Source organism: Bradyrhizobium sp. USDA 223 (assembly GCF_044909005.1).
Classification (GTDB): Bacteria; Pseudomonadota; Alphaproteobacteria; order Rhizobiales; family Xanthobacteraceae; genus Bradyrhizobium; species Bradyrhizobium yuanmingense.
The window spans coordinates 3,514,528-3,535,214 of sequence record NZ_JBIYDR010000001.1 but is presented as its reverse complement, the minus strand read 5'-3'; the positions used below and the strand labels follow the sequence as shown (position 1 = coordinate 3,535,214).

The 20,687-nt window shown below is 65.4% G+C and carries 18 protein-coding genes; 13 read left to right on the top strand and 5 right to left on the bottom strand.

The window, feature by feature from the left end:
* Positions 1–3: 3 nt before the first annotated feature.
* The 13 genes from hydA (at position 4) to ABIA40_RS16310 (ending at position 15,606) form a co-directional block, all read left to right on the top strand.
* Positions 4–1,473, top strand: a complete 1,470-nt coding sequence (hydA, locus tag ABIA40_RS16370; RefSeq protein ID WP_404542111.1) for a dihydropyrimidinase — start codon at positions 4–6, stop codon at positions 1,471–1,473.
* 16 nt (positions 1,474–1,489) lie between these two features.
* Positions 1,490–2,464, top strand: a complete 975-nt coding sequence (locus ABIA40_RS16365; RefSeq protein WP_404542108.1) for an NAD-dependent epimerase/dehydratase family protein — start codon at positions 1,490–1,492, stop codon at positions 2,462–2,464.
* Between the two features lies 1 nt (position 2,465).
* The gene (locus ABIA40_RS16360; protein ID WP_404542105.1) at positions 2,466–3,215 is read left to right on the top strand and encodes an SDR family oxidoreductase; all 750 of its coding nucleotides are present in this window, start codon (positions 2,466–2,468) and stop codon (positions 3,213–3,215) included.
* The gene (locus tag ABIA40_RS16355; RefSeq protein ID WP_404542103.1) at positions 3,212–4,648 is read left to right on the top strand and encodes an NAD(P)-binding domain-containing protein; all 1,437 of its coding nucleotides are present in this window, start codon (positions 3,212–3,214) and stop codon (positions 4,646–4,648) included. Before ABIA40_RS16360 ends, ABIA40_RS16355 begins: the two co-directional genes overlap by 4 nt.
* A gap of 119 nt (positions 4,649–4,767) precedes the next feature.
* Positions 4,768–6,387 carry an ABC transporter substrate-binding protein gene (locus tag ABIA40_RS16350; RefSeq protein WP_404542101.1) on the top strand — a complete coding sequence of 540 codons (1,620 nt, stop codon included), beginning with the start codon at positions 4,768–4,770 and terminating at the stop codon, positions 6,385–6,387.
* A 28-nt stretch (positions 6,388–6,415) separates the two neighbouring features.
* Positions 6,416–7,450, top strand: coding sequence for an ABC transporter permease (locus ABIA40_RS16345; protein WP_275510197.1), 1,035 nt, complete (start codon positions 6,416–6,418; stop codon positions 7,448–7,450).
* Entirely contained in the window at positions 7,447–8,295 is an 849-nt protein-coding gene (locus tag ABIA40_RS16340; RefSeq protein WP_036005271.1) for an ABC transporter permease, read from the top strand. Before ABIA40_RS16345 ends, ABIA40_RS16340 begins: the two co-directional genes overlap by 4 nt.
* A complete protein-coding gene (gene nikE / locus ABIA40_RS16335; RefSeq protein ID WP_404542099.1) occupies positions 8,292–9,962 on the top strand; it encodes a nickel ABC transporter ATP-binding protein NikE in 1,671 nt (556 codons plus the stop codon). Before ABIA40_RS16340 ends, nikE begins: the two co-directional genes overlap by 4 nt.
* A gap of 150 nt (positions 9,963–10,112) precedes the next feature.
* Positions 10,113–11,717 (top strand): ABC transporter substrate-binding protein, encoded by a 1,605-nt coding sequence (locus tag ABIA40_RS16330; RefSeq protein WP_157282610.1) that lies wholly within the window; start codon positions 10,113–10,115, stop codon positions 11,715–11,717.
* 17 nt (positions 11,718–11,734) lie between these two features.
* Complete coding sequence (locus ABIA40_RS16325) at positions 11,735–12,676, top strand: ABC transporter permease (RefSeq protein ID WP_157282612.1); 942 nt, start codon at positions 11,735–11,737, stop codon at positions 12,674–12,676.
* Entirely contained in the window at positions 12,673–13,596 is a 924-nt protein-coding gene (locus tag ABIA40_RS16320; RefSeq protein WP_036005259.1) for an ABC transporter permease, read from the top strand. Before ABIA40_RS16325 ends, ABIA40_RS16320 begins: the two co-directional genes overlap by 4 nt.
* A 31-nt stretch (positions 13,597–13,627) precedes the next feature.
* Positions 13,628–14,617 carry an ABC transporter ATP-binding protein gene (locus tag ABIA40_RS16315; RefSeq protein WP_198399679.1) on the top strand — a complete coding sequence of 330 codons (990 nt, stop codon included), beginning with the start codon at positions 13,628–13,630 and terminating at the stop codon, positions 14,615–14,617.
* A complete protein-coding gene (locus ABIA40_RS16310; protein WP_404542097.1) occupies positions 14,614–15,606 on the top strand; it encodes an ABC transporter ATP-binding protein in 993 nt (330 codons plus the stop codon). The genes ABIA40_RS16315 and ABIA40_RS16310 overlap by 4 nt, the downstream gene beginning before the upstream one ends.
* Before the next feature lie 251 nt (positions 15,607–15,857).
* Here ABIA40_RS16310 and ABIA40_RS16305 read toward each other — a convergent pair whose 3' ends face one another.
* The 5 genes from ABIA40_RS16305 to ABIA40_RS16285 form a co-directional block, all read right to left on the bottom strand.
* Complete coding sequence (locus ABIA40_RS16305) at positions 15,858–16,145, bottom strand: YciI family protein (protein WP_404542095.1); 288 nt, start codon at positions 16,143–16,145, stop codon at positions 15,858–15,860.
* Between the two features lie 76 nt (positions 16,146–16,221).
* Positions 16,222–17,196, bottom strand: a complete 975-nt coding sequence (locus ABIA40_RS16300) for a sugar ABC transporter substrate-binding protein (protein ID WP_198399680.1) — start codon at positions 17,194–17,196, stop codon at positions 16,222–16,224.
* 41 nt (positions 17,197–17,237) lie between these two features.
* A complete protein-coding gene (locus tag ABIA40_RS16295; protein WP_157282622.1) occupies positions 17,238–18,215 on the bottom strand; it encodes an ABC transporter permease in 978 nt (325 codons plus the stop codon).
* Positions 18,212–19,162, bottom strand: a complete 951-nt coding sequence (locus ABIA40_RS16290; protein ID WP_404542093.1) for an ABC transporter permease — start codon at positions 19,160–19,162, stop codon at positions 18,212–18,214. Before ABIA40_RS16290 ends, ABIA40_RS16295 begins: the two co-directional genes overlap by 4 nt.
* Positions 19,155–20,678, bottom strand: coding sequence for a sugar ABC transporter ATP-binding protein (locus ABIA40_RS16285; protein ID WP_404542091.1), 1,524 nt, complete (start codon positions 20,676–20,678; stop codon positions 19,155–19,157). The genes ABIA40_RS16290 and ABIA40_RS16285 overlap by 8 nt, the downstream gene beginning before the upstream one ends.
* Positions 20,679–20,687: the final 9 nt, after the last annotated feature.

Below are 20,687 nucleotides of genomic sequence, written 5' to 3'. Positions count from 1 at the left end.
CTCATGACTGAACCCGCTTACGACCTGATCATCCGCGGCGGCCGCGTCGCCACCACGACCGACGTCTTCGAGGCTGACGTCGCCATCTCCGGCGAGACCATTGCGGCCATCGGCCGCGGGCTTCCGCCCGGAAAGCGCGAGATCGACGCGCGCGGCAAGCTGGTGCTGCCCGGCGGGGTCGACAGCCACGCCCATATCGAGCAGCTGTCGGCCGCCGGCATCATGAATGCCGACACGTTCGAGAGCGCCACCGTCTCTGCCGCTTTCGGTGGCACCACCACGGTGATTCCGTTCGCGGCTCAACATGTCGGCATGAAGCTGCCACAGGTGGTCGAGGATTATCACGCCCTGGCGAAGAAAGGTGCTGTGATCGACTACGCCTTTCACATGATCATTGCGGACGCGACCAAGGAGACGGTCGAGGAGCACATCCCCGCGCTGGTGAAGCAGGGCCATGCCTCGATCAAGATCTTCATGACCTACGACCGCCTCAAGGTCGACGACGAGCCGCTGCTCGACATTCTGCTCGCGTCTCGCCAGTCCGGTGCGATGCTGTGCGCCCATGCCGAGAACCACGGCATCATCGCCTGGATGGTGAAGCGGCTGCTTTCGCGCGGCTACACGATGCCGAAATACCACGCCGTCAGCCACGCCCGCATCTCGGAGGCGGAAGCCTTCACCCGGCTGATCGGCATGGCGGCGCTGATCGACCAGCCGATCATGATCTTCCATGTCTCGACGGCCGAAGGCGCCAAGGTGATCCGCGACTCGCGCGGGCAGGGGCTCAAGGTCTTCGCCGAGACCTGCCCGCAATACCTGTTCCTCACGGCAAACGATCTCGACAAGCCCGGCGCCGAGGGGGCGAAGTGGATGTGCAGCCCGCCGCCGCGCACGCATGCCGACCAGGAGGCGCTGTGGCAGGCGCTCTCGCTCGGCGATCTCCAGACCATCTCGTCGGACCACGCGCCGTATCGCTACGACGAGACCGGCAAGCTGCGCGCTGGCCCCAATCCCAACTTCAAGCAGGTCGCCAACGGCCTGCCGGGCCTTGAGCTGCGGCTGCCGCTGCTGTTCGATGCGATGGTGTCGAAGGGACGGCTGGGCCTCGAAAAGTTCGTCGAACTGACCGCGACCGCCCCGGCAAAGATCTACAACCTGCATCCGCGCAAGGGCTCGATCGCGGTCGGCGCCGACGCCGATATCGCGATCTGGGATCCCAACCGCGAGGTCACCATCGCGGACCAGATGATGCACGACCTCGCCGGCTACACGCCGTTTGCGGGTCGCAGGCTCAAGGGTTGGCCGGTGTCGGTGCTCTCGCGCGGCCGCGTGATCATCGAGGGCGACAAGTGCCTCGCGAGCGCCGGCAGCGGAAAATTCCTCGCACGCAGCGGCGGCGAGGCGGCCAGGCCGACCGGCCGGCTCGTCGCCGACATGGATCCCGAACGGAATTTTGGAGCCAGGCTGCTGTGATGGCGGATTGCGCGCGATGAGGATCGTCATCTTCGGCGGCACCGGCTTTGTCGGCCTGAATCTCGCCGAGGTGCTGCTCGCGCGTGGGCACGAGGTGACGCTGTATGATCGTAAGCAACTTCCGGCTGAAGCGGAGCGATCCTTTGCCGACCACCGGGAGCGGCTCACGACTATTCAGGGCGAGATCTCGGACGTCGAGCGGATCGACGCACTTGTGAAGCAGGGCTTTGATGCGATGGTCCTTGGCGCTGCCATAACCGCCGGGGAGCAGCTCGAGCGGTCCATGACCTCGACCATCCTCGAGATCAATGTGATGGCTCAGTTCCCGATTCTGAGCGCTGCGATCCGCCGCGGTGTTCGGCGCGTGATCAATCTGTCCTCGGCATCCGCCTATGGCGCGGCGGGGCAACGCTATCCGATATTGGACGAGGAGACGCCGTGCGATCCCGTCTCCTTCTACGCGATCAGCAAATTCACGTCAGAGAGATGCGTTGCGCGGCTTGCCGAGTTGTGGGGAGGCGATTTTCTGAGTGTGCGCTTAAGCGCAGTGTTCGGCCCGTGGGAACGGATCGGGAAGGTGCGCGACACGCCAAGCCTCCAGTTTCAGATTCTGGCGGAGTTTGCGCGCGGCGAACCGGCGCTGCTGCCGGCGCGGGGCATTAAGGACTGGACCTACGCGCCGGACGCTGCCGAGGCTGTGGCTGTGCTGATCGAAGCCGAGCGGCCGCGCCACCGGCTCTACAACATCTCCAGCGGCACGGCCTGGTCGGCGCTGCAATGGGGCGAGGCGTTTGCGGCCCTGCATCCCGGGCTGGAGTGTCGGCTGGCGGAGCCGGGCGAGAAGACCTTCATCAAGCTTCATGGGGGCGATCGCGCGCCGCTCTCAGTGACGCGAATGGCCGACGAATTCGGCTGGCGCGCCCGCTTCGGCTGCGCGGAGTCGGCTGCTGCGATGAGCGCCTGGTGGATGCAGCACAAGGAGGGGATCTGACATGCGGCTGCAGGGGCGCACGGCCATCATCACCGGCGCGGGCTCGGGCATCGGCCGCGCCAGCGCAAAACTGTTCGCGGGGGAGGGCGCGCGCCTTGCTCTGGTCGATCGCGACGCCGCCGGTCTTGAGGAAACAATGAGCCTAGTCGGCGAAGCGACGACGCATGTCGGCGACGTCGGCGATGGCGCATTCGCCGAAACCGTCGTCGGCGACGTCGTGGCCCGGCATGGCCGGCTCGATATCCTCATGACGGCGGCTGGCTTCTCCTGTGGTGGCACGGTGCTGACGACGAGCCTGGAAGACTGGGATGCGGTGTTCCGCGCCAATGTCGGCGGCACCTGGCTGTGGGCGCGGGCCGCGGTGCCGCAGATGCAGCGGCAGAACAGCGGCTCGATCATCACGCTGGCATCGCAGCTCGCCATTGCCGGCGGCAAGGGCAACAGCGCCTATATCGCCGCCAAGGGCGCGATCATCAGCCTGACGCGCACCATGGCCGTGGATTTCGCCGCCGACGGCATCCGCGTCAACGCAATCGCTCCCGGCGCGATCGACACGCCGATGCTTCGCCGCAGCTTTGCGCGTCACGCTAATTCCGAGGAAGTGCGCGAGGCTTCGCGCAACCGCCACGCCATGAAACGGTTCGGCCGGGCGGAGGAGATCGCGCAGACCGCGCTGCATCTCGCCAGCGATGCCTCGTCGTTCACGACCGGCACCGTGATGGTGGTCGACGGAGGCTGGCTCGCGGCATGAGTGAGGCGCTCATCCAGCTCGAAGCGGACGTGCACGCCGATCTCGCTCGGATCGCGCATCCCGGCGCGGCGTGGCTCGAACCGAAAGCGGGGCCAGACGGCAAGCCGGCGCTGGATGTTCTCATCATCGGCGCCGGCCAGTCCGGCATCGCCATCGGCTTCGGCCTGCTGCGCTCGCGCGTCAGCAACATCCTACTGATCGACAAGGTCGAAGAGGGCAAGGAGGGCCCGTGGCTCACCTACGCCCGGATGCCGACGCTGCGCAGCCCGAAGGACTACACCGGTCCCGACCTCGACATCCCCAGCCTGACCTATCAGTCCTGGCACGAGGCCCGCTTCGGCAAGGCGAGCTGGCAGGAGCTCGGCCTGATCGCGCGCGAGCATTGGGCGGAGTATCTGCTCTGGCTGCGGCGCATGGTCGGCTTGCCGGTGCGCAACGCTTGCGAGCTCAAGGAGATCGCGCCGGCGGCTGAGGGCCTGCTCGCTGCGCGCGTGAAACGGGCAGGAGAGGTCGAAACTCTCTATGCCCGCAAGATCGTGCTGGCGACAGGGCAGGAGGGCATGGGCGGATGGATGATTCCGGAGCAGCTGGCGCATCTGCCGGCGAGCTCTGTTGCGACCGTCGTCGACGACATCGCTTTCGAAAGCCTGCGCGGCAAGCGCGTCGCCGTGATCGGTGCCGGCGCCTCCGCCTTCGACAATGCGGCGACCGCGCTGGAGGCCGGTGCGGCTGAAGTGCACCTGCTGTGCCGCCGTGCGCAGATCCAGGTGATCCAACCCTATCGTTGGCTCACCTTTCGCGGCTTCCTGCGTCATCTCAGCGATCTCGACGATGCCTGGCGCTGGCGCTTCATGCGCAAGATCCTCGAGATGCGGGAAGGATTTCCGCAGCCGACCTATGACCGCTGCGCGCGTCACGCCAACTTCACACTGCACGAGGGCGCGCCGGTTGAAGCCGCGCGCAAGACCGATAACGGCGTTGAACTCCAGACGCCGCGCGGCGCCATCACCGCCGATTTCGTCATCTGCGGCACCGGCATCGACATGGACTTTGCCGGCCGCAGCGAGCTCGCCCGATGTGCCGCCAACATCGCGACCTGGGCTGACCGCTACCAGCCGCCGGAAGACGAACGCAACGAACGGCTCGGCCGCTTTCCCTATCTCGCCGACGACTATGCCTTCATCGAGCGTGTGCCCGGAAAGACGCCGTGGATCGCCGACATCCATCTGTTCGCCATCGCCTCGACCATGAGCTTCGGTCCGTCGGGCTCGTCGATCAATGCGATGACGACCGCCGTTCCAAAGCTGGTCCACGGCCTGACGCGCGGCCTATTTCGCGCCGATGTCGAACGGCACTGGGATTCGCTCAGCGCCTATGACGTGCCGCAGGCCGTGGTGACGCGTCAGGCGCGAGAAATGGGGGAAACGCTGTGATCACCCATGCGCCGTCGCGACCTCGCGTCCCTCGAAATGTCCGATCGGACTGGCGCGCAACTTGCTTCTTTCTGAACCTGCCTTGCTGGCGTTCTCGTTCGAAATTCAGGGAAAAACCAATGCGTTTTGTGTCTTTCAGACTGGCGACCTCAGTTCTCGCGACCACTGCGGTGCTGCTCATCGCCGCCGCGCCGTCACAAGCGCAAACCCGGGCAGAGACCTTGCGCTACGTCACCGGCGCGTCCGTCAACACGCTCGATCCCAACATTCCCGGCTCGACCCGCGAATCCTTCGCGCTGAGTATGAGCACCTACGACCGGCTGGTGGCATTCGGCCGCAAGCAGCTCAACGGCAAATGGGTGTTCGACCTCGATACGATCACCGGCGAGCTCGCCGAATCCTACGAGGTTAGTCCCGACGGCCTGAAGATCACCTTCCGCCTGCGCAAGGATGCAAAGTTCCAGGACGGCTCGCCGGTCACGGCCGAAGACGTCAAGTGGTCGCTCGACCGCTGCGTCACCGCGCCGATTCTCGGCAAGGCGCAGCTGCTGACGGGCTCGCTGACGTCGGCCGATCAGTTCAAGGTGATCGATCCCCTCACCATCGAGGTGACGCTGCCTAAGCCCGACAAGCTTGCGCTGCCTAATCTTGCCACCGTCTACCCGATGATCATCAACTCGAAAGTGGCGAAAGAGCACGCGACGGCTGACGATCCCTGGGCCACGGCCTGGCTGAAGGAGCACACCGCCGGCAGCGGCGCCTATGCGGTCGAGAGCTTCAAGCCGGGCGAGCAGGTGATCATCAAGCGCAACGAGATCTGGAATCGCGGATCGCCGGGCAAGCCGGCGTACTTCAAGCGCGTCATCGTGCAATCGGTGCCGGAGCCGGCGACCCGTGCCAACCTCGTCGAGCGCGGCGATGCCGATCTCGTGCTCGACCTGCAGGCCAGCGACGTGCAGTCGCTGGAGGCCAAGGGCAAGCTCAAGGTGATCTCGACGCCGCAATACAACGCGGTCACCTACGTCTCGATGAACAACCAGATCCCGCCCTTCGACAACGTCAATGTCCGCCGCGCCATCGCTTCCGCGCTGCCCTATGAGGACATGTTCAAGGCGGCCCTGTTCGGCCGCGGCGCGCCGCTGTTCGGTGCGACCTGGCCGGACGGCAAGCCGCTGAACGGCATCTATCCGTTCCAGCAGCCGGTGAAGCTCGATCTCGACAAGGCCAGGGAGTACCTCAAGGCTGCAGGTCTGCCCGAAGGCTTCTCGACCACTTTCAGCTTCAATGTCGGCCAGGCCGCGACGGCCGAGCCGATGGCCGCCCTCGTCAAGGAGTCTCTTGGCAAGATCGGCATCAAGGTCGACATCCAGAAGCTGCCGGACGCGCAGATGTCAACGCAGATCAACGAGAAGAAGCTGCCGTTCTTCACCGAAGGTATCGTCGCCTGGCTGCCGTCGACCGACTATTTCTACCGCAACTTCTACACCGGCACTCAGCGCTGGAATTACTCTTCGATCAACAATCCGGACCTTGCCGCGATTGCGCAGGAGGCGCGCTTCGAGCCGGATAAGGCCAAATACGAGGCAGCCGGCCGCAAGCTCAACGCAATGCATTTCGACCTGATGCCGCAGATCATGCTGTGGCAGCCCAATCAGGACGCGGTGATGGCGCCGTCGATCGAAGGCTACACCTATGAGTTCCACCGTCAGGTGGATTATCGCGATGTCAGCCGCAAGTGACACTTGCGGCCAGCAGGGACGTTGAATGGTGACGACCGGTCTTGGTGCAACGATGGTGCGGGCGGGCAGGCGGCTCTTGTCGTCGCTGCCGGCACTGTTCGGTGTGCTGGTCTTCACCTTCCTGTTGATGCGCGTCCTGCCCGGCGACCCCGCGGTGTTCTTCGCCTCGGGCCCCAATGCCGGCAAGGAGGAGATCGAGCAGATCCGCAAGCAGATGGGGCTCGACAAATCCGTGCCGGAGCAACTCGTGTTCTATCTCTCCGACATCGGCCACGGCAATCTCGGCCGCTCGATGATGACCGGCCAGCCGGTGCTGAAGGACCTGCGCGAGCGATTGCCGGCCTCGCTCGAGCTCACCTTCACCGCACTGCTGATCGCGCTGATCGCGGCAGTGCCGCTTGGGGTGCTGGCGGCGCTGCGGCCGGGATCGATCATCGATCACGGCGTGCGGCTGTTCTGCGCACTTGGGGTCTGCGTGCCGACTTTCGTCTCGGGCCTGCTCTTGATCTACGTCTTCTATTATCTGCTCGGGCTGGCCCCTGATCCGACGGGGCGCATCGACGTCTTCACCTCGCTGCCGCCGCAGCGCACCGGCTTTCTCTCGATCGACTTCCTGCTCGCCGGCGACGTCGAGGGCTGGTGGGCGGCCTGCAGGCAGTTGATCCTGCCGGCAGTGAGCATGGCGCTGTTCGTGATCGCGCCGCTGGCGCGGATCACCCGCGCCTCGATGCTGGTCTCGCTCGGCAGCGATTTCGTGCGCACCGCGCGCTCGGTCGGATTGTCCTGGCGCAAGGTGGTCGTCACCTATGCGCTCCGCAACGCGATCCTGCCGGTCATCACCATCGCCGGCATCGTGTTCTCGACCATGCTGGGAGCCAACGTGTTGGTGGAGAAGGTGTTCTCCTGGCCGGGCGTTGCCTCCTATGCGCTCGATGCGCTGCTGTCGTCCGACTATGCGCCGGTGCAGGGTTTCGTGCTGCTGATGGCCAGCCTGTTCGTGCTGGTCAATCTCGTCGTGGACATCTGCTACGGCATCGCCGATCCCAGGGTGTCGATCGAATGACCAGCGCCACACTTCGCCATTCGGTTTGGATCCTGCGCGGCAATCCGCTCACGGCGGTGGCCGCGGCCGGGGTGACGCTGTTCGTCCTGGTCGCGATCTTCGGACCGTGGATCGTGCCCTACGATCCCGTGGCCTCGAACGTCTCGGAGGCGCTGCTGCCGCCGAGCGCGGCGCATATTGCCGGCACGGACCAGCTCGGCCGCGACGTGTTCAGCCGCCTCATCATCGCTGCACGGCTCGACCTTGCCATCGCAGTCTCCGCGGTCGGAATTTCATTCGTGATCGGGGCCGTCGTCGGCGCGTTCTGCGGCTATGCCGGCGGACGGCTCGATCGCGCCGTCGGCCGCTTCGTCGACGTGATGATGGCCTTTCCGCTGTTCGTGCTGGCAATGGCGATGGTCGCCGCGCTCGGCAACCGGATCGAGAACATCGTGATCGCGACCGCGATCATCAATCTTCCGTTCTACATCCGCTTCGCGCGCGCCGAGGTCAACGTCCGCCGCAATGTCGGCTGGGTCGAAGCCGCGCGCGCCTGCGGCGAGAGCCATTTCTCGGTGGTGCTGCGCTTCCTGCTGCCGAACATCCTGCCCGCAATGGCTGTGCAGATCTCGCTCAATCTCGGCTGGGCCATTCTCAATGCCGCCGGCCTGTCCTTCATCGGCCTCGGCGTCAAGCCGCCGACGCCGGAATGGGGCATCATGGTCGCTGAAGGGGCGCGCTTCATCTCCACTGGACGCTGGTGGCTGGTGGCCTTTCCAGGCCTTGCGCTGATGCTGGCGGTGCTGTGCTTCAACCTCCTCGGCGACGGCATGCGGGACATTCTCGATCCCCGGATGCGCACATGAGCGAGGATCTGCTCAGGATCGACGACCTCCACGTCGCGTTCTCGACGCGGCGGGGAATGGTCGAGGCCGTGCGCGGCGTCACGCTCACCGTCAAGGCCGGCGAGATGCTCGGTCTCGTCGGCGAGAGCGGCTCGGGCAAGTCGGTTACCGGCTTTGCGACGACGCGGCTGCTCGATGCAGCCGGCCGCGTCACCGGCGGCAAGATCCTGTTCCGCGGGCAGGACGTCACAAAGCTCCGCGGCGATGATCTGCGCCAGCTGCAGGGAGCCGCGATGTCGATGATCTTCCAGAATCCGCGGGCGGCGCTCAATCCGATCCGCGCGATCGGCCTGCAGATCGCGGACGCGATCCTCACCCACAAGCGTATCTCGAAAGAGGCCGCGCGTGCCGAGGCGCTGGACCTGCTGCGCGCCGTTCAGATCCGCGATCCCGAGGCGCGGATGAACGCCTATCCGCACGAGCTCTCCGGCGGCATGTGCCAGCGCGTCATGATCGCGATCGCGATTTCCTGCAATCCTGCACTGCTCATCGCGGACGAGCCGACCACCGGCCTCGACGTCACCACGCAGAAGGTGGTGTTGGATCTGCTGGCAGACATTGCCGCCGCGCGAGGCATGGCCACGATCCTGATCACGCACGACCTCGGCCTTGCGGCGCGCTACTGCCGCCGCATCGCCGTGATGGAGCGCGGCCGCATCGTCGAGGAGGCGAGCCCCGGCATTCTCTTCAGCGCGCCGCAGCACGCCTATACGAGGCGCCTGGTTGCGGCCTCGCCCACGGCAACGTCGCGGATCGAGGATCTCGTGACGGAGGAGGAGAGAGAGCGTTACTCCGCTGTTGTCAGGAAGCCCAGGCGGGAACCCGCACACGGGACGCCCCCGCTGCTGGAAGTGCGCAAATTGGCAAAACGTTTCGACCAGGGATCCGCTGCGGTTACCGACTTCTCGATGACGATGGCGGGCGGCGAGAGTGTCGGGCTGGTCGGCGAGTCCGGCTCGGGCAAGAGCACGACCTCGCGCATGATCTGCCGCCTGATCGATCCGAGTGAGGGCGACATCGTGTTCGACGGGCAGTCGATCGGGCACGTGGCGGCGCGCGATTTCCACCGCTCGCCATTGCGCAGGGACATCCAGATGGTCTTTCAGGACCCGAACGAAAGCCTCAACCCGCGTTTCACGGCGTTCGATTGCATTGCCCATCCTTTGATGCGGCTCGACGGCATGCGCTCGGGCGAAGGCTTGCGCAAACGGGTGGAAGAATGCGCCGAGCGGGTCGGACTGCCGCTCGATCTGTTGCCACGGTTTCCACATCAGCTCTCCGGCGGGCAGAAGGCCCGCGTCGGCATTGCCCGCGCCATCGCTTGCCGGCCGCGGCTGCTGGTGCTGGACGAGCCGACCGCCGCACTCGACGTCTCGGTGCAGGCGGTTGTGCTGCAACTGCTCGATCGCCTCAGGCGCGAGAACGACATTGCGCTGCTGTTCGTCAGCCACGATCTCAACGTCGTGCGCATGCTGTGCGACCGCACCATCGTGCTGCGCAACGGCGGCATCGTGGAGCAGGGCGAGAGCCGGGCGTTATTTGATAATCCAAAGACCGACTACACGCGCAAACTGGTCGAGGCGATCCCGCATATCGAGACCGGGCCGACGCTGGCGGCCGCTCTGTGAGCCCCGAACTCGCATTCCTGGACCGCCAAATGGCGAGATCCCGCTGGCGAAGCCGCATTTAGTGGCATACCATTTGCTTGCAAATGGGCTCGGTTTCACTTGCCCTTTGCCAATGAACAGCTGGCATCACGGCATTTCTGGGAGGACTTCATGGATCGCAGGACGGTATTGAAGGGACTGGCTGGCGCGGGCAGCCTGGCGTTGACGGGTGGCCTGTCGGCCCCGGCGATCGCTCAGGGTGCGGCGGCGCGCACCCTGCGATTCGTGCCCCAGGCCAATCTCGCCAATTTCGACCCGATCTGGGGCACGCAATATGTCGTGCGCAATGCCGCCGCGATGGTTTGGGACACGCTCTACGGCATCGATTCCTCGTTCCGGCCGCAGCGGCAGATGGTCGAGTCCGAGGAAGTGACCGACGACGGCACCACCTGGACGTTCAAGCTGCGGCCCGGCCTCAAGTTCCACGATGGCGAGCCGGTGCTCAGCAAGGACGTCGTGGCAAGTCTGACGCGCTGGTCGGCGCGCGATCCGATGGGCCTGATGATCAAGGCGCTCCAGCAGGAGCTCACGGCCGTCGACGACCGCACCTTCAAATGGGTATTGAAGCAGCCCTTCCCGAAATTGCTCTACGCGCTCGGCAAGAACAATTCGCCTTGCAGCTTCATCATGCCGGAGCGCATCGCGCAGACCGATCCGTTCAAGCAGATTTCTGAATATATCGGCTCCGGTCCGCTGAAGTTCGCCAAGAGCGAGTGGGTCCCCGGTGCGAAGGCCGTGTTCGAGAAATTCGCCGACTATTCACCGCGCCAGGAGAAGGCGTCATGGCTGGCCGGTGGCAAGCAGGTGATGGTCGACCGCGTCGAGTGGGTGATCATGCCGGATCCGGCAACCGCGGCGGCCGCGTTGCAGAACGGTGAGATCGACTGGTGGGAGAATCCGATCGCGGATCTCGTTCCGGTTCTGAAGAAGAACAAGAATATCAGCGTCGATATCGGCGATCCCCTCGGCAATATCGGCTCGTTCCGCATGAACTTCCTCTATCCGCCGTTCAACGACGTCAAGGCGCGGCGTGCGGTGCTGATGGCGCTCAGCCAGGAAGACTACATGCGCGCGATCGTCGGCGACGACAATTCGCTGTGGAAGCCGCTGCCCGGCTACTTCACGCCGGATACGCCGCTCTACACCGAAGTGGGCGGCGAGATCCTGAAGGGCAAGCGCGATCTGGACGCCGCCAAGAAGCTGCTCGCCGAGAGCGGCTACTCCGGCCAGCCGGTGACGTGCCTCGTCGCGCAGGACCAGCCGATCACCAAGGCGATGGGCGACGTCACCGCCGACCTTCTCAAGAAGCTCGGCATGAATGTCGACTTCGTCGCAACTGATTGGGGCACGGTCGGCTCCCGCCGCGCGCAGAAGACGCCTCCGGGACAGGGCGGCTGGAACATGTTCCACACCTGGCACGCAGGCGCGGATTGCGTCAATCCGGCTCCCTACACCGCCATTCGTGCTAACGGCGACAAAGCCTGGTTCGGCTGGCCCACCAGCGCGGCCACCGAAAAGGAGGTCACCTCCTGGTTCGAGGCCAAGAACGTCGACGAGGAGAAGGCCGCCATCGGTCGCCTCAACAAGGCGGCGCTCGATGACGTCGTTTACGCGCCGACTGGTTTCTTCCTGAGCTACACCGCGTGGCGTAAGAACGTCTCCGGCGTTGCCAAGGGACCGCTGCCGTTCTTCTGGGGCGTGTCGAAGTCCGCATGATCGTGCGTTGAGGCCAGATGCTCTCCTACATCCTCCGTCGCATCGTTGCGACCTTGCCGGTCATGGCGATCGTCGCGCTGTTCGTGTTCAGCCTGCTTTATATCGCGCCCGGCGATCCGGCCGTGGTGATCGCGGGCGATCAGGCAAGCCCGGAGGATGTGGAGCGCATCCGCCAGAGCCTGGGGCTGGACCGGCCCTTCCTGGTCCAGTTCGGAAGCTGGGTCTGGCGCATCCTTCACGGCGATCTCGGCACCTCGATCTTCACCAACCTGCCGGTCTCGGCGATGATCGGGCAGCGTCTCGGACCGACGCTGTCGCTGATGATCGTCACGCTGCTGCTCACGATCGTGGTGGCGGTGCCGCTCGGCGTGGTGGCGGCATGGAAGGCCGGCAGCCTGATCGATCGCGTCATCATGGGCTTTGCCGTGTTTGGATTCTCGCTGCCCGTCTTCGTGGTCGGCTACATGCTCGCCTACATCTTCGCGCTGGAGCTGGAATGGCTGCCGGTGCAGGGCTACACGCCCCTCAACCAGGGCTTCTGGCCCTGGCTCGAGAACCTGATCCTGCCGGCGATCGCGCTCGGCTGCGTCTATATCGCGCTGGTCGCCCGCATCACGCGGGCAGCCATGCTCGAAGTGCTGCAGCAGGACTATATCCGCACCGCCAAGGCCAAGGGCCTCGGGCAGGGCGGCATCCTGTTCATTCACGCGCTGAAGAACGCGGCGGTGCCGATCGTCACCGTGATCGGGATCGGCATCGCGCTCCTGATCGGCGGCGCGGTCGTCACCGAGAGCGTGTTCGCGATCCCCGGCCTCGGCCGCCTCACCATCGATGCCATCCTGCGCCGTGACTATCCGGTGATTCAGGGCATCGTGCTGCTGTTCAGCTTCGTCTACGTCCTCGTCAATCTGATGATCGACGTCGTCTACACGCTCGTTGACCCGAGGATCCGCTATTGACCGACACCACCGTTAATCCGCATTCGCTTCCGGCCGGCCTCGTCCTTGCGCCGCAACTGCCCGAGATCCTGCGGCCGGTCAGGATACGGCGCGGCTTCGTCGGCCTCCTGCGCGGCCACCCGACGGTCGCGATCGGCGGCGCGCTGCTGCTGATGCTGGTGCTGATCGCGGTCTTTGCGCCGTACCTCGGCACGGTCGACCCGACCGCGCTTGCGCCCGCCAAGCGCACCCGCGCGCCGTCAGCCGATTTCTGGTTCGGCACCGACGTGCTCGGCCGCGACATCTATTCGCGCGTGCTGTTCGGCGCGCGGGTCTCGCTCACGGTCGGCCTGTCGGTCGCGATCTGCGCTTCGGCGATCGGCCTTGCCATCGGCATGGTCTCCGGCTTCATCCGCTGGGCCGACGGCATCCTGATGCGGTTCATGGACGGCCTGATGTCGATCCCGCCGATCCTGCTGGCGATCGCGCTGATGGCCCTGACGCGCGGCAGCGTCGGCAACGTCATCCTGGCGATCACCATCGCCGAGATCCCGCGCGTCTCGCGCCTCGTCCGCAGCGTCGTTCTGTCCTTGCGCGAGCAGCCCTATGTGGACGCGGCCGTGGCCTGCGGCACGCGCACGCCGATGATCATCCTGCGCCACATCCTGCCCAACACGGTTGCGCCGATGCTGGTCCAGGCGACCTATATCTGCGCCAGCGCCATGATCACGGAGGCGATCCTGTCCTTCATCGGCGCCGGCACGCCGCCGACCATCCCGTCCTGGGGCAACATCATGGCCGAGGGCCGCGCGCTCTGGCAGGTGAAGCCCTACATCGTGTTCTTCCCGGCGGCGTTCCTGTCCGTCACCGTGCTCGCCGTGAATCTGCTCGGCGACGGCCTGCGCGATGCGCTCGACCCGCGCATGGCCAAAAGCCTGTGATGTTGTCTGTGATGGATCGAGGCTGATTGCGATGGCTTTGCTCGAAGTCGAGAACCTCCAGACCCATTTCCGCACGCCCGGCGGCATCAACCGCGCGGTCGACGGGGTGTCCTTCCATGTCAACGAGGGTGAGACGCTCGCCATCGTCGGCGAGTCCGGTTGCGGCAAGTCGGTGACATCGATGTCCTTGATGCGGCTGATTCCGGAGCCGCCGGGCCGGATCGCAGGCAGCATCCGCTTCGCGGGCAGGGATCTCCTGAAACTGTCCGACCGCGAGATGCGCGCGATCCGCGGCAACGACATCTCGATGATCTTTCAGGAACCGATGACGAGCCTGAACCCGGTGCTCACCGTCGGCCGCCAGATCCGCGAGACCTTGATGATCCATCAGGGCCTCGACAAGCAGGCGGCGGAGGCGCATGCGGTCGAGATGCTGACGCTGGTCGGCATTCCCGAGCCGAAGCGGCGTGTTGGCGAATATCCGCACCAGCTGTCCGGCGGCATGCGCCAGCGCGTGATGATCGCGGTTGCGCTGGCCTGCAATCCCAAGCTTCTCATTGCGGACGAGCCGACCACCGCGCTCGACGTGACGATCCAAGCGCAGATCCTCAAGCTGATGCTGGACCTGAAGCGCCGGGTCGGAGCGGCCATCATCCTGATCACCCACGATCTCGGCGTCGTCGCCGAGATCGCCGAGCGTGTCATGGTGATGTATGCCGGCCGCAAGGTCGAGGAGGCGCCGGTGGCCGAGCTGTTCCGCTCCCCGCGCCATCCCTATACGCAGGGCCTGTTAGGCGCGGTGCCGAAGCTCGGCTCTTCGCTTGCGGGCACCGCGACCCGTCTTGCCGAGATCCCTGGGCAGGTCCCTGATCTCCGCAAGCCCATTATCGGCTGCGTCTTCGCCGGCCGCTGTGCGCTTGCCACCGATGTCTGCCGGCAATATGCGCCGGGACTGGAAGAGAAGGGGCCGCGCCACATCGCGGCCTGTCACTACGCTGCCAAGGGAGCCGTCGCGGCATGAGTCCTCCGCTGCTCCAGGTCAACGACCTCAAGAAGCATTTTCCGGTCAAGAGCGGCCTGTTCGGCCGCAAGTCCGAATTCGTTTACGCGGTGGACGGCGTCTCCTTCGAGATCGCGCGCGGCGAGACACTGTCGCTGGTCGGCGAGTCCGGCTGCGGCAAATCGACGGTCGGCCGCGCCATCCTGCGGCTGTTCGAGATCACCTCGGGCCAGGTCATCCTCGACGGCCAGAGGATCGACGATGCCGCACCAGGCACGATGCGCCAGATGCGTCGCCGCGTGCAGGTGGTGTTCCAGGATCCGTTCTCGAGCCTCAATCCGCGCATGCGCGTGCGCGACATTCTCGCCGAGCCGATCCGCAATTTCGGCCTCGCCAAATCTGCAGAGGATCTCGAGGTCCGTGTCACATCGCTGATGGACACGGTGCGCCTGCCGCGCGAAGCCTTGAGCCGCAGGCCGCACGAATTCTCCGGTGGTCAGCGTCAGCGCATCGGCATCGCGCGGGCGCTGGCGGCCGAGCCCGAGCTGATCGTCTGCGACGAGGCGGTCTCCGCGCTCGATGTCTCGGTTAAAGCGCAGATCGTCAATCTCTTGCAGGATCTCCAGCGCGAGTTCGGTCTCGCGCTACTGTTCATCAGCCACGATCTTGCCATCGTCGAGCATATGACCCATCGCGTCGCGGTGATGTATCTCGGCAAGATCGTCGAGGTGGCCCCGCGCCGCGAGATCTTTGCCGCGCCAAGGCATCCCTACACCAAGGCGCTGCTTTCGGCCGTGCCGCTGCCGGAGCCCGGAGCCCAGCGCAACCCCATCATCCTCAAGGGCGACGTGCCGAGCCCGATCAATCCGCCGAAGGGATGCCGCTTTCACACCCGTTGTCCGTTCGTCTTCGACCGCTGCCGGACGGAGGAGCCGACGCTGCGCGCGACCGGAGCCGAGCAGTGGGTGGCCTGCCATTTGGAAGATGCTGCGCCGGCAATGAGCAGCTGAAGGGACCTGACGCCAGTGCGCGTCGCACACTCACGCCGACGCGTGGCGGTGCCTGGACGGAGGACCGGACTGACATCGGGTGATGATTGCACTATGCCCCTGTTTTGCCCGACGAGTCAAAATCCACCGCTGATCTGGGTCGGAATTGGCCTCGGATGCGAGGCCGCGCGGTGCATCGGAAATTCGTAAGCAGAAACAAGCCCCGTTCTACTGTGCATGGGGTTGTTTTCGCACTTTTGTGGCGGCGGACCTCAACCCTGCCGGCGCAGGAAGCCGGTGATCGTGACCTTTTCCCAGATGCCGGCCGCGGCAAAGGGATCTGCACGGTTGAAGGCTTCGACCTCGGTGCGGCCGGGGGCCTCGATCAGGAACAGGCTGCCGATCATGGTCTGGCCGTCGTCGGAGACGAGCGGACCGGACATCACGATCTTGACGCCGAAGCGCGAGGTGTCGCTGAGGAAAGCCTTGTGGGCGTCGTAATTGGCGAGCCGCGTCGGCAACGCGCCGGTGCGGTCGAGGGCGTGAATGGCGAACAGCATGCTGTCTCCGTTTCTTGCTTCAGTTGTTGGGACGGCCGCGGGCTGCGGCCGTCCGGTCTTGATGTGGGGGAATGGCCTACTTCGCGCTAAGCTTGCCGGCGTCCTCGAAGGTGGGGCAGGTCCGCTGTTCCAGCGGCACATCGAACGGCCCGTAATTGTCCTTGGTGATCACCGTCGGCTTCAGCACGATCTCGCTGATAACGGGCTGGCCCCGCAAGGAGCGGATTGCCATCATGGTGCCGAGGCAGCCTTGCGCAAAGCCGTTGTAGTCGCCGCTCGCCAGCAGCTTGCCGGACTTGATTGCGTCGATCGCCTCCTTGGTGCCGTTGATGCCGATCACCTGCGCCTTGCGGTTGGCACCGTCGAGCGCCTCGATCGCGCCGACCGCCATGGCGTCGTTGGCCGCCAGCACGCCGTCGATCTGCGAATTCGACTGCATCAAGTTCTCCATCACCTGGAGCGCCTGGAGCCGCTGGTAGTTGCCGGGCTGCGAGGCCAAGAGCTTGGCGCCGGGCGCTTCCTTCAGCGCGTCGTTGAAGCCGCGGACGCGGTCGACATTGGTCAGCGAGCCCTTGACACCCTCGATGATGACGATGTTGCCTTTGCCGCCGAGCGTCTTGAGCAGGAAGCGCGCGGTCTCCAGCCCAAGGCTGTAATCGTCGGCGCCGACGAAGGACAGGAACTTGCCGCCGGCAGAACGGTCGGTGATGTTGACGACAGGGATCTTGGCTTCGTTGATCTTCTCGACGCCCGGCACCATCGCCTTGTAGTCGACCGGCGTGAACACGATCGCGCTCGGCTTCTTCACCACGACGTCCTCGATCTGACTGAGCTGCTCGGGAATCGAGTCCGGCTTGGTCGGGATGTATTGCAGCGTCTTCGCGTTCAGCACCTTCGCCATGTTGTCGGCGCCGACCCGCACCGTCTGGAAGAACGGATTGGTCTGGTTCTTGGTGAAGACGGCGATGGTCTCGCCGTCCGCATGTGCCGCATTCGTGAACGCGGCCGCCATCAGCAGCGGCAGCGCCAGATAGCCCAGTCTTTGTTTCATGTTGCCTCCATCCCTCATTTTGCTTGTTGGATTGCCAGAACTCATTGCGCGCGGCGGCGGGTCTTCATGTCGAGCCAGACCGCGAGAATGACGATGACGCCGGTGACGAGCGGCTGCCAATTGGCGCTGACCGCGAGCAGGTTCATGCCGTTCAGCACCAGGGTCAGGATCAGCGCGCCGATGAAGGTGCCGAACACGGTGCCAACGCCACCGAACAGCGAGGTGCCCCCGATCAGAACGGCCGCGATCGCCGGCAGCGTCAGGCTCTCGCCGATGTCGGCCTCGGCCGAATTGAGCCGCGACAGGAAGATGATCGAGGCCAGTCCCGCCATGGTGCCTGAGACCGCGTAGACCAGCAGCAGGCGGCGCGCCACCGGGATGCCGGAGAGGCGCGCGGCGACCGGATTGGCGCCGATCGCATAGATCTCCTGGCCCCAGACCGTGCGCTGCGCGAAGAACGTCCCGATCCCGAGGAACACCAGGAGCAAGTAGACCGGAATGGGCAGGCCGAACAGATAGCCGCTGCCGATCTGGCGGAAGCCGGCGGGGAAGCCGTGCAGGGTCTCGCCCGCCATGTACCAATAGGTGAGGCCGTTCAGCACCCAGAGCATGCCATAGGTGGCGATGAAGGAGGGGATGCGCAGCGCCGTGACCATGACGCCGTTGATCAGGCCGACGATGCCGCCGCAGGCGAGTCCGGTGAGGATGCCGAGCGCGGGCGAACCGGTCGTGTGGATCACGGTGCCGGCGAGGCAGGCGGACAGCGCGACATTGGCGCCGACGGAGAGATCGAGGCCGGCCGTGAGCACCACCAGCGTCAGGCCGGAGGCGATGAAGAAGGTCAGGCTCGCTTGCCTCAGCACGTTGAGGATGTTGCCGAGGCTCAGGAAGGAATCGCTGAGCACGGCGAGCACGGCGCAGATCAGGAAAGCGGCGAGCAGGCGATAGAACAGCTGGACCGCGTCCTGCGACAGGAAAGAGCGGGGCGGCGCCATGGCGCCCTTGGTGATGTCGGTCATGTGCGGCTCCTGAGGCCGTCGAGGAACAGGGCAACGATCACGAGCACGCCGACGCTGGCGACCTGCACTGAGGAGGGCAGCGAGATCAGGTTCAGCCCGTTGCGCAACACGCCGACGGAAAGGACCCCGAGCAGCGTACCAAGCAGCCAGCCATTGCCGCGCTCGAACGAGGTGCCGCCGACGGCGACGGCCGCGATGGCGTCGAATTCCAGGCCGAGGCCGGCGGTGGGATGGCCGGAGTTCATGCGTGCGGTCATCAACAGGCCCGCGATGCCGGCCATGGCGCCGCCGATCGCATAGACCGCGATCAGCAGCCGGTTGGGCGAGAGGCCGGCATAGCGCAGCGCCTCGCGATTGCCGCCGAGCGCGAAGATGTAGGTGCCGAAGCGGGTGTGATAGAGGATGCCGTGAAAGGTCGCATAGGTCACCACCGCCATCACGATCGGTACGGGAATGCCGAGCAGCGTCGCCGAGTAGATGTCCCGCACGCTGTGGGGGATGCCGACCACGCTCTGGCCGTCGCTGACGATCAGCGACAGCCCCTGCGCCATGCCGAGCGTGCCCAGCGTCGCGACGAAGGGTGGTATGCCCAGAATGGCGACCAGCCAGCCGTTGGCAACGCCAAAGGCCGTGCCGACCAGAAGGCCGGCGCCGAGGCCCAGTAGCATCGACTTGGTCGCGAGCGACACGATCGCCACGCAGAGCGAAGTCAGCGTCAGCACCGCGCCCATCGACAGGTCCAGCCCCTCCGTCATGATGATCAGCGTCATCGGCAGCGCGAGCATGGTCAGGATGGTCGACTGCACCAGCACGTTGGAGAGGTTGGCGACCGACAGGAAGCCGGGCGCGATCACGCTGAACAGCGCGATCAGCAGCACCAGCACCATGGCAACGCCGGGAATGCGCTGCAGCGGATTGGGTTGAGCGACGACCGCGACCTCACGCATGATGCATCCCCAATCGCACGATGTTCTCCTCGGTCAATTCGTTGCGTGACAAATGTCCCGCGATGCGCCCCTCGCGCATCACATAGGCGCGGTCGCAGACATGGCAGATCTCGACCTGCTCGGACGAGATCATCAGCGCCGCCGCGCCGTCCGCCACGAGGCGGTCGATCAGCGCGAAGATCTCCGACTTGGCGCCGATGTCGATGCCCCGCGTCGGCTCGTCGAAGATGAAGAGCTTCGAGCCGGCGGCGAGCCATTTGCCGATCACGACCTTCTGCTGGTTGCCGCCGGAGAGCAGGCCGACGGTCTGGCGTGCGCTCGGCGTCGCGATGCGGAGCTGCCGGATCAGGCCGTCGGCGGTACGCTGGGCCGAGCGTTGGTCGAACAGCCCGCTCGGGAACAGTTTTTTCAGCGCCGACACCACCAGATTGTCGCTGACGGATCGCAGCAGCGCGAGGCCTTCGCTCTTGCGGCTCTCCGGGATCAGCGCGATGCCGCGGCGGGCGGCGAGATCCGGCTCGCCGGACATGCTCTTGCCGTCGAAGATGATCTCGCCCGAGGCCACGGGATCGGCGCCGAAGATGGCGCGGGCGACCTCGCTGCGGCCGGAGCCGACCAGGCCGCACAGCCCGACGATCTCGCCGCGGCGCACCTCGATGTTGATGTCGGAGATGCCGGTGGGCGCGGAGAGGCCCTTGACCTCGAGCAGCACCTCGCCGGGCTTGTCGGCGAAATGGCGCGGATAGGTCATGTCGACGTTGCGGCCGACCATCATGCGGACCAGCTGGTCCGGCGTGACGTCGGCGGGCCGGACTCCGTCGATGCGGCGGCCGTCGCGCAGCACGGTGATGCGATCGCCGAGCGCGAACACCTCGGCCATGCGGTGCGAGATATAGACGATCGAGACGCCGTCGGCCTTCAGCCGCGCAATCAGCGCGAACAAAAGCTCGGTCTCGCGGTCGGACAGTGCCGCTGTCGGCTCGTCCATGACGAGGATGCGGGCGTTCTGGCTGATCGCCTTGGCGATCTCGACCATCTGCTGCTGCGCGACGCCGAGCTTGTCGACGGTGGTGGCGGGATCGATGTCGAAGCCGATGGTGTCGAGCACGCGCCTTGCGTCAGCCAATATCCTGCGACGGTCGATGGTGCCGGGAATGCGGCCCTTCGGCTCGCGGCCAAGAAAGATGTTCTGGGCGATGTCGAGATGGGGGACCAGCGAGAATTCCTGGAAGATCACGGCGATGCCGAGCTTCTGCGCATCGGCGGTCGAAGAGATCGCGACCCTCTCGCCGTTGTAATAGAACTCGCCCGCGTCGGCGCGATACGCGCCGCACAGCACCTTCATCAGGCTCGACTTGCCGGCGCCGTTCTCGCCCAGCAGCATATGGACTTCGCCGGGGTAGACGGCAAAGGACACGTCGTCGAGCGCCTTGACGCCCGGAAACTCCTTGCTGATGCCGCGCAGCTCCAGCAGCGGCGTGGGTGAGGTGACCTCGATCGGGAGCGCGTCGCTCATGGCGTATTG